The organism is Arthrobacter cryoconiti, assembly GCF_020905375.1.
GTDB lineage: Bacteria > Actinomycetota > Actinomycetes > Actinomycetales > Micrococcaceae > Specibacter > Specibacter cryoconiti.
Genome location: NZ_JAJJBU010000036.1, coordinates 1 through 14,132 on the forward strand (window position 1 = coordinate 1; position 14,132 = coordinate 14,132).

A 14,132-nucleotide genomic window follows, 5' to 3' on the forward strand; every position below is an offset into this window, starting at 1 on the left:
GTACCGGATCAAACCCACCAACCATGCCTAATTACGAAGAGCCCGATTCCGAGCACAATCATGCAGATCCCAGCCGAGATCGCCGGAACACCAATCAGAAACTCTTGAAAGGGCCTTGGCCAACAAATCAGATATACGCAGCGATCTTCAGGGGTAACGAACTCAAAACCTGAAATAAAAGGCAGCAGGATTAGAACACAGACGACGAGGAGTGCGCCCGCCGTTAGCTGGACATAATCTACTGCAGCGGCACGTGAATAAAAAAGACGGGGCGGACTGACGCATAGGCTAATGCCAGCGCCAATAAGGGCAATCATGACAACCCGGTTTACCCACTCTTCACCGGGGTAAATTAGTCCGTTGCTCACAAGGGAAACATCAGGCAATCCCGCAGAATCCAATCCAACCCAACCGCTTGCTATGAACAGCATAGAAAAACCGACAATAAGTTTCAGTATGCCAAATATTTGACGATATGCTTGAAACCTCGGGGGGGATCTAATATCGCGCAAATTATCAGTAATCCGCCCACCATTCTTTGGCATCATTCGCTCAACCATTTCTAAATACGACCATAGGCTCGTCCTAATGTCTCTGTTTGGGACCTCGTCGGCATGCTCGACGTATGGGCAGTTTCCATCAGTTTATCAACAGTGAAGCCCAAATTGATCCCTATCGCGTCAAGGCCATCTACCAAGTCTATAAACGCGTTAGCAATGTTTGACTCTGAAGTACCAAATCGTTCACTGTAGAACCTCTTGATACGTTCAGCATCTGATAATTTATAAAAGTGTCGCATGGTGTCCGAGAGACTTGCCACTGGTTCGGCTTTTATTGCCTTTACCATGAGCCATGTGTCGGCGTCAGCTACAACGTCGCCGTAGACAAAAGCAGACTTGTTTGAACCGATAGCCGCTTCCATCCAGCTCGCAAGCTCTGGCATAGGGGATAGGCGGTCGCATTCTCCCCAAATCTGTAATAGATCGAGCGGCCATCCAGCTAAATCGCCTACGTCGTAGTTATGCACCGTTGTAGGGAGGGCGGTTGTCCTGTTCGCACCAGGATTCGAATCCGATGTGCCGTTGATTTGTGGTGCACCACCAGAGGCCCGCGAAATTTCGTTGGCCCTTGAATGCGGCGGTGGCACGGATGGGCCGGGCATGTTCAAACGGGGTCATCCAGCAGTCAGCCAGTTGTGAAGTGGTTGAGGCTCTGGGGAACTGCTCCCTGAACGACAGGGTGCCTGCTGGAGCGTGGTGGCCGGCGAGAGCGTCGGACGCCGCGTGTGAGCGTCCCATAGCCTAAAGTTTAGTCCCCGCCACGGTTCGGGTACGTCAACTAACTTGAGACGAACCGGGCTAATGCTTCAACTAAGTTGAGATTGCGTCACTTTAGATGAGACAGGACAGCTGGAGGCGTTGAATGATTCATTCAATGAGATACGCAGAGGACTACTTTACATAATGTAGATTATCGGCGTTCTACTGGGGCTTGGGGAAGTGTGCCGTTTGAGCCTCCAGGCAGCGTTCCGAGCTGGAAAGGCAGACTGGAAATGAAGATAAGTAGCGGCCGTCAGCAGTTGGTCCGGGGAGACGCTTGACCGTGACTCCGTAGAGCTGCTGAAACATGCTGTAGCTGTCCTATTTGGGTAGAATGTCATTTAGTTGACATAACGTATACAGAACCCTTTGTCATAAGCCCTTGCCTCTTTTCTCGACATCTACGCGAAGATCAAGCTATTCTCAGCACAGGAAACCCACCGCCTCCGGGGCGGGTCAAGTTAAAAGGATGTACTGCTTTGGCAATGACTCAATGTCGTGAATGTGGTAATACTGTTTCGGATGCTGCGCGCACCTGCCCGAATTGTGGAATAGAGTCACCGGGCGGATCGTGCCAATTAGTACTTAGTCGTCCCAGTTTGGCCGGTGGCGCTATTGGCATGAGCGTTTATGTCGACAACACCCCATATGGTGCTTTACGGAGTCGGAAATCGATTTCTATTCCGTTGGCCGCTGGCCAGCACCATATCCTCGTAGAGACCTCGCGTGGAAAGTCCGGAATGACCACAGTGGATATCTCCCCGCAAGCCCCCATGACTGTAACTATAGGACTCAGTCAACTGACCGGCGGGGTGAAGTTCTCCTAATTTCCGGGTTGGGGATGCCGCTCCCCCGCAGACCGAGCCCATCAGGCTCCGATGTACTCCGCGAGATATTTGGCGGTCAGCGTCGATTTCCCAGCTACAAGTTCAGCCGGGGAACCCTCGAAAACTACCGTTCCGCCGTCGTGCCCGGCGCCCGGACCGACGTCGATGATTCTGTCCGCATGCGCCATGACCGCTTGGTGGTGTTCAATGACGATGACGGATTTTCCGGAGTCCACCAACCGGTCCAGCAACGCCAGCAGATTTTGCACATCTGCCAGGTGCAGGCCGGTGGTGGGCTCATCGAGGACGTAAACATCGCCTGTTTCAGCCATTTTGGTGGCTAACTTTAGTCGTTGACGCTCCCCTCCTGACAGTGTGGTCAGCGGTTGCCCGATGCGCAGATAGCCAAGGCCGACATCGGCAAGTCGAGTCAGTATTTTGTGCGCGGCAGGGATTTTGGCCGCGCCTGAGCCGAAGAACTCGCCTGCTTCAGTCACCGACATGGACAAGACCTCGTTGATGTCGCGTCCATCGAGTAAGTAGTCAAGAACAAGGGCTTGGAAACGTTTGCCGTCGCATTCCTCGCAGGTTGTTGCGACGCCGGCCATCATGCCTAGATCGATGTACGTGACGCCGGCTCCTTTGCAGCTTGGGCAGGCCCCTTCCGAATTCGGGCTAAAGAGTGCAGCCTTGACTCCATTGGCCTTGGCGAACGCCTTCCTGATCGGTTCAAGCATGCCCGTATACGTCGCAGGATTGCTGCGCCGAGATCCCTTTATGGCGCCTTGGTCCACTGTTATTACCCCATCAAGTGGAGACACAGAACCGTTGATTAACGAACTTTTTCCTGAGCCGGCGACCCCCGTGATGACTGTGAGCACACCGAGCGGAATGTCTACGTCGACGTTCTTGAGATTATTGGCATTTGCTCCACGTACTGGCAGCGATCCGGAAGGATTCCTAAGTACCGGCTTCAGAGTTGCCCGGTCGTCGAGATGATGACCGGTGATCGTGTCGCTGGATCTCAGACCCTTCACCGTGCCTTCGTACATCACTTTTCCGCCTTCGGATCCCGCTAAGGGGCCAAGATCCACAACATGATCTGCGATCTCGATCATCTCGGGTTTGTGTTCAACAACTAGAACCGTGTTCCCCTTGTCCCGCAGTTGCAGCAGCAGCTGATTCATCCTTGCGATGTCATGCGGGTGAAGTCCGATTGACGGCTCGTCGAAGATGTAGGTCACGTCGGTTAGAGATGAGCCCAGATGACGGATCATTTTGGTTCGTTGGGCTTCTCCCCCGGACAAAGTACCCGAGGCCCGGTCCAGTGAGAGGTAACCCAGACCAATGTCTACGAAGGAGTCAAGACTCTTTCCCAACGCCGACAAGAGCGGCGCCACTGACGTTTCGTGCAAACTGTGGACCCATTCGGAAAGATCGCTGATCTGCAGGGAACACAGATCGGCGATGGACTTTCCGTCTATCTTGGAGTTGCGGGCGTGTTCGGCCAGCCTGGTCCCGTGGCATTCTGGACACGTAGTGAATGTCACTGCGCGCTCCACGAATGCCCGAATGTGCGGCTGCATGGCCTCAACATCCTTGGACAGGAACGATTTTTGGATCTTGGGGATGAGTCCCTCGTAAGTGAGGTTGATTCCCTCTACCTTTATTTTCGTAGGCTCCTTGTAGAGCAGATCTTCAAGTTCCCTCTTGGTGAATTTACCCAGTTTCTTGTCCATCGAGAATAATCCGCAGCCGGAGAAGATGCGTCCATACCAGCCGTCCATGCTGTAGCCGGGAATCTTCAATGCGCCTTCGGAGAGAGACTTGTCGGCGTCGAACAAGGCGGTGAGATCGAAGTCAGTGACGGAACCGCGGCCTTCACAGCGTGGGCACATGCCACCGACTACGTTGAAGCTGCGCCTCTCCTTGACAGTCCGCCCACCTTTTTCAAAGGCCACTGCGCCGGCGCCACTGATGGAAGGGACATTGAATGAGTAGGCTAAAGGCGATCCGACATGTGGTTGAGCCAACCTGCTGAAAACAATCCGCAACATCGCGTTGACGTCGGTGACCGTTCCGAGAGTGGACCGCGGATTTGCGCCAAGGCGTTCCTGATCTACCAAAATCGCTGTGGTTAGTCCCTCAAGCACGTCGACGTCGGGCCGGGCCATGGTGGGCATGAAACCTTGGATAAATGCGCTGTACGTTTCGTTTATCATCCGTTGAGACTCAGCTGCGATCGTCCCAAAGACCAGCGAACTCTTTCCAGATCCGGAGACACCGGTGAACACCGTCAGACGCCGTTTGGGTATCTCAACACTGATGTCTTGGAGATTATTGACCCGTGCACCTCTCACCCGGATCAGCTCATGGCTGTCTGCTGTGTGAGTTTGTGTCGTCATGGCTGCGTCGCCCGTCCCTATCATTTGTCTCTTCCTGTGGGCGCCAGCAGTAGCCGCACCTAGATCAGGCTAATAGTAGTCGGCGGTTACTGCCGTGCGGTAGCCCGTCCCTTAGGTCATACCGCTTTAAGGGCGACGCCAAATTAGACCGCCCATACGGGTTAGTTTCGCGGACCTAGTGTGAAATTGAGGCGCAGCTTTTCGAGGACCGTTGAGCGCTTTGAGGTCACTCTTTGGGTCATTGATGGCGCGGTCTAGCATGTGACCTTGACTCTTCAGCTACGTGAGAGAGCCGGTGCAGGCCTGCACGTCAGCCTAGCAAGTGCGCTATGTCCGGCATAACACCCACTCTGGGCGTGTTGCTCCCGGAAGTGAGGCGTGTACCGGGTGCCTGCGTTGGCCGAAGAAGGAGGAATAACACGGAAGCCTGGAGGCCGAATCCAAAATGAGGTCGTGTTTTGAACTACCCCTACGACGGCGGTGTTTGTCCTACTGCGGCAACTTCTGCCGCGAGATCGGCGAACGCGCTACGGAGTGCTTCGGGTTCTAGAACCGTCAGCCGTGCTCCAATGAGCAGCAGCCACCTAGCCATGGATGAATAACTGTCTGCTCCCGCCTTCACAATGCACGTTTCGGATCCGTCCTCAATGATGACTCCCCACACGGGGTTGATCCAAGGGATAACAACGGATTGGGGGGCATGGACACGCACGCTGCCTCGGACTTGCTGCCATCCACGCGCCAATTGCGCCGTGACGAAGTCGTGTAGATCTAGCGCTGGCGGATTCCGGGGATAACTGGGCTTGTTTGTGATCTCGGGTCTACTTAGCCGATCAATGCGGAAAGTACGCCAACTCGCTGCCTCGAGGCTATAGGCAATGAGGTACCAGTTCCCCATAGTGCGAATAATGTGCAGGGGCTCAATCAGGCGGTTTCCACTTTGGCCAGAGAAAGAACGATAGTGGCATTGGATCTGCCTACGGTCGCGGCAGGCGCGCGTGAGGAGCACCAAGATCGGGATGCCGACCTCATGAGGTGTTGAACCCACAGCGTTCCCTAAATCAACGTTGCTGGTGTGCGCCAAGAACGCTTGCACGATTGGCTGTAAGTGGTCCGGCATAACCCTGTGCAGTTTTTCGAAGGCGGTGGAAGCGCCGTCGCTGCTGGACGAGACCTCGGATGTATTTCCCATCAGATCCCGCAGAGCAAGCAATACTGCTAATGCCTCCTGCGTCTCGAACATAAGTGGCGGCAGCGCTGTGCCAGCACGCAGGTGATAGCCGCCACCAGCACCCAGTACTGCCGTAACGGGATACCCGAGTTCCCGTAACCGTCCAACGTCTCGGCGAACCGTGCGCGGCGTCACTTCTAGCTCGGCGGAGAGCTGTTCGGCGTTCCATTCATAGCGTCGTTGTAGGAGCGCTAGAAGTCGCAATAGTCGTGCCGAGGTATCCCACATAAGTCAATCATCGCGGATAAAGCGGACCAAAGCTGTCCTCCTCGGCTGTCAGAGTGTTTCCATGACAACCTCACCGGACACCACGATCACCCGCTTTCACATCAATGTCCCTCAAGTTCAGATTGACGATCTTACGAGTCGGCTCAGAGCCACTAGGCTGCCGACACCGCTGCCCGGAGACGATTGGAGCACGGGCATACCTAGTGGCTATCTCCAAGAGTTTCTCCATGCCTGGGCCGAAGATTTCGACTGGCGTTCTGTCGAGGCGCAACTGAACGAAATCCCACAGTTCACCACGAACATCGATGACCAGAGAATCCATTTCATCCACGTTCGCTCCACCGTAGCGAATGCGACGCCGCTGCTACTTACCCATGGCTGGCCTGGTTCATTTCTCGAATTCCTGGGCCTGATTGGTCCACTCACAGACCCAGAGTCACACGGTGGTTCAAAGGAAGACGCCATGGACGTCATCATCCCCTCTCTCCCAGGGTTCGGCTTTTCCACTCCCCTGGCAAGCTCTGGTTGGAGTACTGCTCGGATCGCTGGGACATGGTTGGAACTGATGGATCGCCTTGGCTACCATCGCTTTCTAGTCCAGGGCGGTGATCTTGGGGCAATCATCGCACCGGAGGTAGCCCGGGCTGCCCCGGAACGGGTGATAGGGGTACACGTCAACGGGGCACTGGGCTTCTGCGCAAATGTAAGTGAGAACGCCAAAGTTGCGTTGGACGCTGTCGAGCTAGACCGGGTTGAGAGGATCACACGATTTATGCACGGTGAGTTCGGCTATATTGCCATTCAGTCCACCCGCCCCGGACTCGTTGGAGTGGCCCTTTCAGACTCGCCGGCTGCCCAATTGGCCTGGATGCTCGACAAATTCAGGGCATGGACTTGGCCAGTCAAGACGGCACCTGACGAAATCATTGGGCGCGCCTGGATCCTGACGAATGCATCGCTTTACTGGTTCACGGCGAGCGGAGGTTCTTCCGCCTACGTTGGCTACGCCCAGAATTCTTGGGGCACCACGCCAGTCAATTCTGGGGTTCCCACCGCAGCAATCCAGTTTGCTCACGACGTGGGTATCCGTTCACTATGCGAGGAAAGTAACACGATAGTGCGCTGGCAGGACATCAATGATCAAGGTGGCCACTTCGCTGCACTTGAAGAGCCGGAATTACTTGTCAATGACCTGCGTGGTTTCCTCCAAGAACTGAGGGCCTGACCCGACGGCCAGAGCATTCGCTTAGCTAGTGGCGGGATTTTCGAGCACAAACAGCTCGCAGGTGGAGTTGTAATACTTCTCCGTTAAGCCCTTCTCCGCCATACCAATTCGACGGCACACGCTTTGGGACGACTCGTTGGCAGGGTTAGTCACGGCCACTACACGTGGCAGGCCGCTGAGGAAGGCGTGTTCTAGTACGGCGTTGGCTGCCTCGGACGCATACCCATTGCCCCATTGATCAGGATGGAAGTGCCATCCGATCTCCACGTCCTGCGATGCCACCATAGGCTCCTCGCCGGACTCTGGAATTGGCTTGAGTAGCAGTGTTCCGAGCAGCCGCCCGTCATCTTTACCGGTGACGGCCCAGATGCCGTGGATAGGATGGTTTATGGCTTTGAAACGTTCGACGCGTTCCACGGCTTCCGATCGGCTTTCCATGACGCGTGGCTCCTGGCCAATAAAACGCTGAACTACCCAGCGAGAGTACAGATCGTAGACGAAGTCGACGTCGGAGTCCTCCCACGGGCGCAGTAAAAGTCGGTCAGTAGTTATGTTCTCCATTTAGACATTGTGCATTGACTAACATGTTTTTTGTTCTACATCCGCTCTAGAGCGGGCGAAAAAGTTTTCCTGGGCAACCAATCCGAAGGGAAAATACTCGCGGCTTCGATTTGGCACCATGGTTCTGAAATACCGTTTGGAAGAAGATGAGGAAACTGTTTTGGATTGTATGAGAATGGGTCTGCTCGTGGTACTTGGCGTACCTAGGGACGAAGTCAAAGCGTGACGAGCGTTGGCCCCGCGGCCTATAGCGATAGCTACGTTGTGGAGACGGTTGCCCAGATTCTGGCCGCTGGTACTCTGCCGGGTATTATTCAGTGCGGAAACCCTGTTTTACGCGCTCAGGCAGTGGAGTATACGGGCCAGTTGAACGATGCTGACTTGGCCGAGTTGATCAATTTAATGCGACGCACCATGTTGGCGGCACCTGGTGTTGGCCTGGCTGCTCCTCAAATTGGTATCCCGCTCCAGCTAGCAGTGCTTGAAGACCTCTATGAGATACCGCAGGAGAGCGCAGTGGCCCGCAAAAGGGAACATTTAGAGTTCTTCGCCATACTCAATCCCCGATACATGCCTCTGGATCTACAACGCGAGGCCCACTATGAAGGCTGCCTATCAGTTTCTGGGTGGCAAGCAGTGGTGGAGCGTCACGCCTCGATTGAACTTACCTACGACGGCGAGCTCGGCTCCCCCGAAGTACGCAAGTTCAGCGGGTGGCAGGCAAGAATAGTCCAGCATGAAACGGACCATCTCGCGGGCACACTGTATGTGGACAAAGCACTGATGCGTTCGTTGTGTTCCAGTGGGGAGTACCTCAACCACTGGGCCCACCCGGATATCTCGGCCGCCCGTATCGGCTTGAATTTCTAGGGCAGCGGCGCGCTGGCCGCCGGAAGATCATACCGCTCACGCCCTAGGATGTGTTTATGGAAAACAGTGTTCTTGACGCCTTGCTTTGCCCTATCTGTGGCGTGGAATTTGCTCCGCTTCTCCGAGGTGCGAACGTACTTCGCTGTGTTGACGGGCATAGTTTTGACATGGCCCGTCAAGGTTACGTAAACCTGCTGACCGGCCCAGGGACTAAGTTTGTCGAGGATAGCGCAAAGATGGTTTGTGCTCGCGATGACTTCTTGGCGAACGGGCATTACCAGGGTTTGGCTAACGAGCTGTCGAAGGTGGTCAGCCGCCCGTTCTTCGCCCCAACAGACTCATCGTCACTTTACAGGCCGCTCATTGTCGATGCCGGGACCGGAACGGGATGGTACTTGCAGGAAATCCTCTTGGCGCTCGGGGGAAGAGTCGATGCCATTGGCTTGGACATCTCCAAGTTCGCTTTGCGTCGGGCAGCTCGCCGAAATCCGTCCGCTGCCAATCTGGTGTGGGATATCTGGCGAGAGTTGCCCATCGTGGCCCACCGTGCCGACGTCGTGTTTGTTGTTTTTGCCCCCAGAAATGCAGCGGAGTTTGCCCGTGTGCTCAAACCCACAGGGCTGCTAGTAGTGGTGACGCCGCGGCCCGGACATTTGGCGCAGATCGCAAAGTTAGCCCACATGCTTGATATTCAGCCCGAAAAAGAAGCTGCTCTTGCTACATCTTTGGCTGATCACTTTGAACTGGTTGATTCAAGTACTGTGACTCTGGAGCTTGCACTTTCGCCCACTGATGTTTGCAACGTTGCCCTGATGGGCCCTGCCGGACACCACATAAACTCTGCGGAACTTTCACGCAACGTTGAGGGCTTGGCTGAACTCACACATGTCAGTGCCGAGTTCACAATCTCCATATTCCGCCCGACCGCGCACAAGGCGGCACTCCCCCAAAGGAGAATCCTTACTCACAGACCTGCTGTGTGAGCAGTGTTGCTGCTTCCTTGTCAGTTCCCTGGCCGGCCGTCAGGTTCTTCTTGTGTAGATCCACGTGCAGCCACCTCAATGTCATCTGAGTCAGCGGACCGACGGCCAGTGCAAAGGTAGCGGTTCCAACCCCCACCACCCCACCCATCAAGAAGCCAATGACCACTACCGTCAATTCGATACCGGTCCGGATCATCCATACGGGACGCCCTGTAACACGCACCAAGCCCGTCATCAAACCGTCACGCGGTCCGGGCCCCAGGCCGGCTCCAATGTAAAGTGCTGTGGCAAACGCTAAGATAAACAACCCAGCGCAGAACAGGACGGCAGACACCGCAAGATTCGGTGCCTGAGGAATAAGAGCCAACGCGAAGTCCGCAAAAATCCCAACCAAGATGGCATTGGCAATGGTGCCAAATCCGGGCATCTGTTTGAGGGGAATCCACGCCACCAGCACTATTCCACTGATAATCACAGTGCACCAGCCGAAGGAAATACCTGTGGTGCGCGAAAATCCCTGAGCGAACACGTCCCAGGGTGAGGCTCCAATGTTCCCGCGAATCATCAAGGCTATAGCCACGCCGTAGAGTAGGAGCCCTACAAAGAGCCGGACTAGCCTAACGGCAAGGTTCTGGTTCGAGAAAAAGTGGATCATGTGTCCAGTTTAGTGAAACTGGACTTATGCGACAGTGCCAATTCGTCTAAGGTGGCTTTATGAACACCATAGTTACTGGCCGCAGGCTGGCCCGAGAATTAGGAGAATGGCGCCACAGTGGACCGGCCTACCAGGCTCTGGCGGATAGGATTCGGATTCTGCTCATGGACGGAAGACTCGCTAGTGGCGTCCGTCTACCAGCTGAACGTGAGCTTAGTATTGCGCTTGGACTGAGCCGAACAACCGTCGCCGCAGCGTACTCAAATTTGCGCGATGAGGGGTTTCTAGCCAGCATCCGGGGCTCGGGCAGTACATTGGTGCTTGCGGGTAGTAACCGTGGGGAACCTGCCCACCATAGTGGACTCACTCTCGACTTCACGAAGGCTACCGCCCCTGCTTACCAGGGCACGGCCGCGGCGTACACCGCTGCTGCCGCGCAGATGCCCGCGTACCTCCATCAGGACGGTTTTGACCTGGTGGGCCAACCCGCGCTCAGGGACGCAATCGCCCAAAGTTACAGGGACCGTGGACTGCCAACAAACGCCGATGAAATTATGGTCACCATTGGCGCCCAACATGCGTTGAACCTCGTCACCCGAACCTTGTACTCTCCCGGGGAACGCATCCTCGTCGAACAGCCCACGTACCCACATGCTCTGGATACCTTCGCTTCTTTGGGAGCTCGGATAGTAGCCTTCCCTGTCCGCCAACAAGGGGGATGGGATCTTGCCGAGGCACTCTTACAGATACGCCGTGCCGCACCGAGCATGGCGTTTTTGATGCCAGATTTTCACAACCCGACAGGTATGAGCATGCCGGTGCATGAACGCGAGTACTTAGCCGCCGCCGCACAGCGGGAAGGAACGGTCCTGGTCGTGGACGAGACGACTGCTCACTTGGACATTGACCGGGGCGCTCTTCCACCTATGGCCAGCTTCAACCCCAACGTCATCACCCTGGGCTCGTTGGGAAAAATTGGCTGGGGCGGGCTGCGCATCGGGTGGATCCGTGCCAACCGAGACATTCAGGCCAGACTCCTACGGAACAGGACTGCATCAGATTTGGGCACCCCCTTGATGGAGCAACTAGTGGCAACGTCGTTGTTGCAGGAACTACCGCTCATGGTCGCATGCCGCAGTCGTGAACTGCGGGCAGGAAGGGACCTGTTGGTAAGTCTTCTCGCGGAAGCACTTCCCCAATGGAGCGTCGCCGTGCCTGATGGTGGGCTTTCGCTTTGGATCAACACGGAAACGGTGTCGTCCTCGGCACTCGCGCTGGCAGCCCGCAGGGAGGGACTTGGGCTGGTTCCTGGTCCCAGGTTCGGGCTCGACGGCGCCTTCGAACGATTCCTGCGCCTGCCGTTCTGTTACAGCCAAGAACAACTCCGCGAAGGGGTCCACATCGTGTCGCGCATCAGCTCCCAGGTTGGTGAAGACCCGATCAGAATGCCATTGCAGGCAGTCGTCTAACAGGTATTTCCCATCCATACGTAGTAGGCTCGGTTGTACGTTAAGTCACACAAGGGGGACTCAATGATGGAATGGATCAATGACTTCGGCTGGATACTCTGGCTGACGGTCTTCCTATTACTGGCAGTCGCAGAAATGCTGACCTTGAACCTGTACTTTATTTTGATGTCAGTCGGCGCCTTGGCCGCATTGGTTGGCTTCCTTTTCCACGCCCCGCTATGGCTTCAGATCATTTTGTTTGCGGTGGTCGCTCTGGCTACCACCGTGTTGATCAGACCACTGGCCCTGGCGCACTTGCGGCGCGGTCCCGCGGATCAACTCTCTAACATCGACCGACTCATTGGTCATCAGGCCGTCGTGCTTGAAACTGTTGGCACGAACACGGGATTGGTAAAGATCGGTGGGGATGTATGGACCGCGCGGATTCGTAGCGGTGCGGATATACCGGTGGGCGCCGGAGTCGAAGTGTCCGCCATTGAGGGTGCCACAGCCATAATCAGCGCCCCCAGCACCCACAAGGCATCTGGGACGCCCGCCACTACGGCATAGCAGCAAGACTGAGTTGCCGCTCGAATTTTTTCCTGTGCCACAAGGCGCAAGGAACAGTCATTCTTCACACAGAAAAGAGGGGATTTCATGGGAGACGGAGCCGGAGCAATAGTTTGGCTTTTTGTGGTCTTGGTCCTTTTGATATTCGTGGTCATTGTTCTTGTACGGTCCGTGCGGATTATTCCGCAGGCCCGCGCAGGCGTTGTTGAACGTCTCGGAAAGTACCAGCGAACACTGAACCCTGGCCTAACCGTCTTGATTCCGTTCGTCGACCGTTTACTGCCTTTGCTTGATTTGCGTGAACAAGTTGTTTCGTTCCCCCCACAGCCTGTGATTACCGAAGACAACTTGGTTGTTTCCATTGACACAGTCGTGTACTTCCAAGTGACTGATCCTCGCGCCGCAACGTACGAGATCGCCAATTACATCCAAGCGGTGGAACAGCTCACAACCACCACCTTGCGTAACGTGGTAGGTGGCTTGAACCTTGAAGAAGCATTGACCTCTCGTGACCAGATCAACGGTCAGCTCCGTGGGGTCCTGGACGAGGCAACAGGCCGTTGGGGCATTCGTGTGAGCCGCGTGGAGCTCAAAGCGATTGATCCGCCATTGTCCATCCAAGACTCAATGGAAAAGCAGATGCGTGCTGAGCGTGACCGACGCGCTGCGATCTTGACCGCGGAAGGCACCAAGCAGTCTGCGATCTTGACCGCTGAAGGTGAACGTCAGTCCTCCATTCTGAAGGCCGAGGGTGATGCGAAGGCAGCTATTTTGCGTGCAGACGGTGAGTCTCAGGCTATTCAAAAAGTCTTCGATGCTATCCACAAGGGCAACCCCACACAGAAGCTCCTCGCCTACCAGTACCTCCAGACTTTGCCCAAGATTGCCTCTGGCTCATCCAATAAGCTGTGGATCATCCCCAGCGAAGTGGGCGAGGCTCTCAAGGGCATCGGCAATGTCCTTGGTGGAAGCAACGGGGACACCGACGACGCTAGCGACGTAGCCAACGACGCGGCTCTCTAAACCGTCTTTAGCTTTTCCAACGCCTGTCATATGCACGCGGCCAAGCACGTATAATAGTGCTTGGCCGCGTACATATTTCCGGCCTAATTTTTTGGTACGTTGAATGAATGCGTGATGGAACAATCAAGCGCATTCATGCGTTGAATCAATGACGAGTATGGAATAGGTACTGCCCCAGTTTTGGGTAGCGGTCAGTGCCAATCATTCGCTCCACTCTTAGGGGGCGGAAATGAGAATTAGGAGAAGTCATGAGCGATCGTAGCTTGCGCGGAATGCGTTTGGGCGCACAAAGCATGGAGACCGAGTCTGGTGTAGAACCGGCTCCCCGTCAGCGCGTTGAGTACCGTTGTGCCGACGGCGAGCAGGTATTTGTCACCTTCTCTTCCGAGGCAGAGATTCCAGGATCATGGGTTTCCAAAACTGGTAAGGCAGCACTTCTGGTCAACGGTGAGGCGCCAGATACGTCCAATGACAAGCCGATACGCACTCACTGGGACATGTTGTTAGAGCGCCGCTCAGTCCCCGAACTGGAGACTATTTTGGCAGACCGTCTAACGATCCTTCGCGAAAAGCGCGGGGAAACCGTCTAAACGTCTCAGTTCCAGAAACTTTGGAGATACAAAGAAGGGCGGACCATCCGTTGTTACGGATGGTCCGCCCTTCTTCTTGCTCGCCTACTTTTTACCGGTCAATTTGCGCCATCTGGCACTCAGTCCCCACCTGGTGACATTGAGCATTGCTTCTTGGACGATGTTGCCACTCATCTTCGATGCCCCGAATTCACGTT

At 55.3% G+C, this 14,132-nt stretch carries 15 protein-coding genes and 1 pseudogene; 8 read left to right on the top strand and 8 right to left on the bottom strand.

Annotated features, from left to right (window positions below; genetic code table 11):
* Positions 1 to 8: 8 nt before the first annotated feature.
* Genes LOH53_RS15890 through LOH53_RS15900 form a run of 3 tightly spaced genes read right to left on the bottom strand, consistent with a single transcriptional unit; the run spans position 9 to position 1,298 of the window.
* A complete protein-coding gene (locus LOH53_RS15890) occupies positions 9 to 560 on the bottom strand; it encodes a hypothetical protein (RefSeq protein WP_230068739.1) in 552 nt (183 codons plus the stop codon).
* 2 nt (positions 561 to 562) lie between these two features.
* Positions 563 to 1,027 (bottom strand): hypothetical protein, encoded by a 465-nt coding sequence (locus LOH53_RS15895; protein ID WP_230068740.1) that lies wholly within the window; start codon positions 1,025 to 1,027, stop codon positions 563 to 565.
* A complete protein-coding gene (locus LOH53_RS15900) occupies positions 1,020 to 1,298 on the bottom strand; it encodes a hypothetical protein (RefSeq protein WP_230068741.1) in 279 nt (92 codons plus the stop codon). The genes LOH53_RS15895 and LOH53_RS15900 overlap by 8 nt, the downstream gene beginning before the upstream one ends.
* A 641-nt stretch (positions 1,299 to 1,939) precedes the next feature.
* Here LOH53_RS15900 and LOH53_RS15905 point away from each other — a divergent pair.
* Positions 1,940 to 2,146, top strand: a complete 207-nt coding sequence (locus LOH53_RS15905) for a hypothetical protein (protein ID WP_230068742.1) — start codon at positions 1,940 to 1,942, stop codon at positions 2,144 to 2,146.
* A 41-nt stretch (positions 2,147 to 2,187) separates the two neighbouring features.
* Here LOH53_RS15905 and LOH53_RS15910 read toward each other — a convergent pair whose 3' ends face one another.
* Both LOH53_RS15910 and LOH53_RS15915 read right to left on the bottom strand, forming a co-directional pair.
* Positions 2,188 to 4,551 (bottom strand): ATP-binding cassette domain-containing protein, encoded by a 2,364-nt coding sequence (locus LOH53_RS15910; RefSeq protein ID WP_230068743.1) that lies wholly within the window; start codon positions 4,549 to 4,551, stop codon positions 2,188 to 2,190.
* Between the two features lie 469 nt (positions 4,552 to 5,020).
* Positions 5,021 to 6,010 (bottom strand): helix-turn-helix transcriptional regulator, encoded by a 990-nt coding sequence (locus LOH53_RS15915; RefSeq protein ID WP_230068744.1) that lies wholly within the window; start codon positions 6,008 to 6,010, stop codon positions 5,021 to 5,023.
* Positions 6,011 to 6,071: 61 nt separating this feature from the next.
* On the opposite strand from LOH53_RS15915, the gene LOH53_RS15920 reads away from it, so the two are divergent.
* Positions 6,072 to 7,235 carry an epoxide hydrolase family protein gene (locus tag LOH53_RS15920; RefSeq protein WP_230068745.1) on the top strand — a complete coding sequence of 388 codons (1,164 nt, stop codon included), beginning with the start codon at positions 6,072 to 6,074 and terminating at the stop codon, positions 7,233 to 7,235.
* 21 nt (positions 7,236 to 7,256) lie between these two features.
* On the opposite strand, the gene LOH53_RS15925 is transcribed toward LOH53_RS15920, so the two are convergent.
* Complete coding sequence (locus LOH53_RS15925; RefSeq protein ID WP_230068746.1) at positions 7,257 to 7,796, bottom strand: GNAT family N-acetyltransferase; 540 nt, start codon at positions 7,794 to 7,796, stop codon at positions 7,257 to 7,259.
* A 222-nt stretch (positions 7,797 to 8,018) separates the two neighbouring features.
* Here LOH53_RS15925 and LOH53_RS15930 point away from each other — a divergent pair, with 222 nt between their 5' ends.
* Positions 8,019 to 8,666: a peptide deformylase gene (locus LOH53_RS15930; RefSeq protein ID WP_230068747.1), complete on the top strand. Its 648-nt coding sequence runs from the start codon at positions 8,019 to 8,021 to the stop codon at positions 8,664 to 8,666.
* 56 nt (positions 8,667 to 8,722) lie between these two features.
* Positions 8,723 to 9,649 carry a putative RNA methyltransferase gene (locus LOH53_RS15935; RefSeq protein ID WP_230068748.1) on the top strand — a complete coding sequence of 309 codons (927 nt, stop codon included), beginning with the start codon at positions 8,723 to 8,725 and terminating at the stop codon, positions 9,647 to 9,649.
* On the opposite strand, the gene yczE is transcribed toward LOH53_RS15935, so the two are convergent.
* Complete coding sequence (gene yczE / locus LOH53_RS15940; RefSeq protein ID WP_230068749.1) at positions 9,627 to 10,304, bottom strand: membrane protein YczE; 678 nt, start codon at positions 10,302 to 10,304, stop codon at positions 9,627 to 9,629. The genes LOH53_RS15935 and yczE overlap by 23 nt on opposite strands.
* 59 nt (positions 10,305 to 10,363) lie before the next feature.
* Here yczE and yczR point away from each other — a divergent pair, with 59 nt between their 5' ends.
* From yczR to LOH53_RS15960, 4 genes are all read left to right on the top strand, one after another.
* Positions 10,364 to 11,773 (top strand): MocR-like transcription factor YczR, encoded by a 1,410-nt coding sequence (gene yczR, locus LOH53_RS15945; RefSeq protein WP_230068750.1) that lies wholly within the window; start codon positions 10,364 to 10,366, stop codon positions 11,771 to 11,773.
* A gap of 63 nt (positions 11,774 to 11,836) precedes the next feature.
* Positions 11,837 to 12,322: an NfeD family protein gene (locus tag LOH53_RS15950; protein WP_230068751.1), complete on the top strand. Its 486-nt coding sequence runs from the start codon at positions 11,837 to 11,839 to the stop codon at positions 12,320 to 12,322.
* Between the two features lie 87 nt (positions 12,323 to 12,409).
* Entirely contained in the window at positions 12,410 to 13,345 is a 936-nt protein-coding gene (locus LOH53_RS15955; RefSeq protein ID WP_230068752.1) for an SPFH domain-containing protein, read from the top strand.
* 248 nt (positions 13,346 to 13,593) lie between these two features.
* Positions 13,594 to 13,935: an RNA polymerase-binding protein RbpA gene (locus tag LOH53_RS15960; RefSeq protein WP_230068753.1), complete on the top strand. Its 342-nt coding sequence runs from the start codon at positions 13,594 to 13,596 to the stop codon at positions 13,933 to 13,935.
* A gap of 84 nt (positions 13,936 to 14,019) precedes the next feature.
* Here the strand turns inward: LOH53_RS15960 and LOH53_RS15965 are convergent.
* Positions 14,020 to 14,132: pseudogene (locus LOH53_RS15965) on the bottom strand (dolichol-phosphate mannosyltransferase); the annotation flags it as partial.

Excerpts from the sequence above, each read along its gene's own strand:
- LOH53_RS15890 (WP_230068739.1), bottom strand. The coding sequence starts at position 560 with ATGGTTGAGCGAATGATGCCAAAGAATGGTGGGCGGATTACTGATAAT.
- LOH53_RS15900 (WP_230068741.1), bottom strand. The coding sequence starts at position 1,298 with ATGGGACGCTCACACGCGGCGTCCGACGCTCTCGCCGGCCACCACGCT.
- LOH53_RS15905 (WP_230068742.1), top strand. The coding sequence starts at position 1,940 with ATGAGCGTTTATGTCGACAACACCCCATATGGTGCTTTACGGAGTCGG.
- LOH53_RS15910 (WP_230068743.1), bottom strand. The coding sequence starts at position 4,551 with ATGACGACACAAACTCACACAGCAGACAGCCATGAGCTGATCCGGGTG.
- LOH53_RS15915 (WP_230068744.1), bottom strand. The coding sequence starts at position 6,010 with ATGTGGGATACCTCGGCACGACTATTGCGACTTCTAGCGCTCCTACAA.
- LOH53_RS15920 (WP_230068745.1), top strand. The coding sequence starts at position 6,072 with ATGACAACCTCACCGGACACCACGATCACCCGCTTTCACATCAATGTC.
- LOH53_RS15925 (WP_230068746.1), bottom strand. The coding sequence starts at position 7,796 with ATGGAGAACATAACTACTGACCGACTTTTACTGCGCCCGTGGGAGGAC.
- LOH53_RS15935 (WP_230068748.1), top strand. The coding sequence starts at position 8,723 with ATGGAAAACAGTGTTCTTGACGCCTTGCTTTGCCCTATCTGTGGCGTG.
- yczE (WP_230068749.1), bottom strand. The coding sequence starts at position 10,304 with ATGATCCACTTTTTCTCGAACCAGAACCTTGCCGTTAGGCTAGTCCGG.
- yczR (WP_230068750.1), top strand. The coding sequence starts at position 10,364 with ATGAACACCATAGTTACTGGCCGCAGGCTGGCCCGAGAATTAGGAGAA.
- LOH53_RS15950 (WP_230068751.1), top strand. The coding sequence starts at position 11,837 with ATGATGGAATGGATCAATGACTTCGGCTGGATACTCTGGCTGACGGTC.
- LOH53_RS15955 (WP_230068752.1), top strand. The coding sequence starts at position 12,410 with ATGGGAGACGGAGCCGGAGCAATAGTTTGGCTTTTTGTGGTCTTGGTC.
- LOH53_RS15960 (WP_230068753.1), top strand. The coding sequence starts at position 13,594 with ATGAGCGATCGTAGCTTGCGCGGAATGCGTTTGGGCGCACAAAGCATG.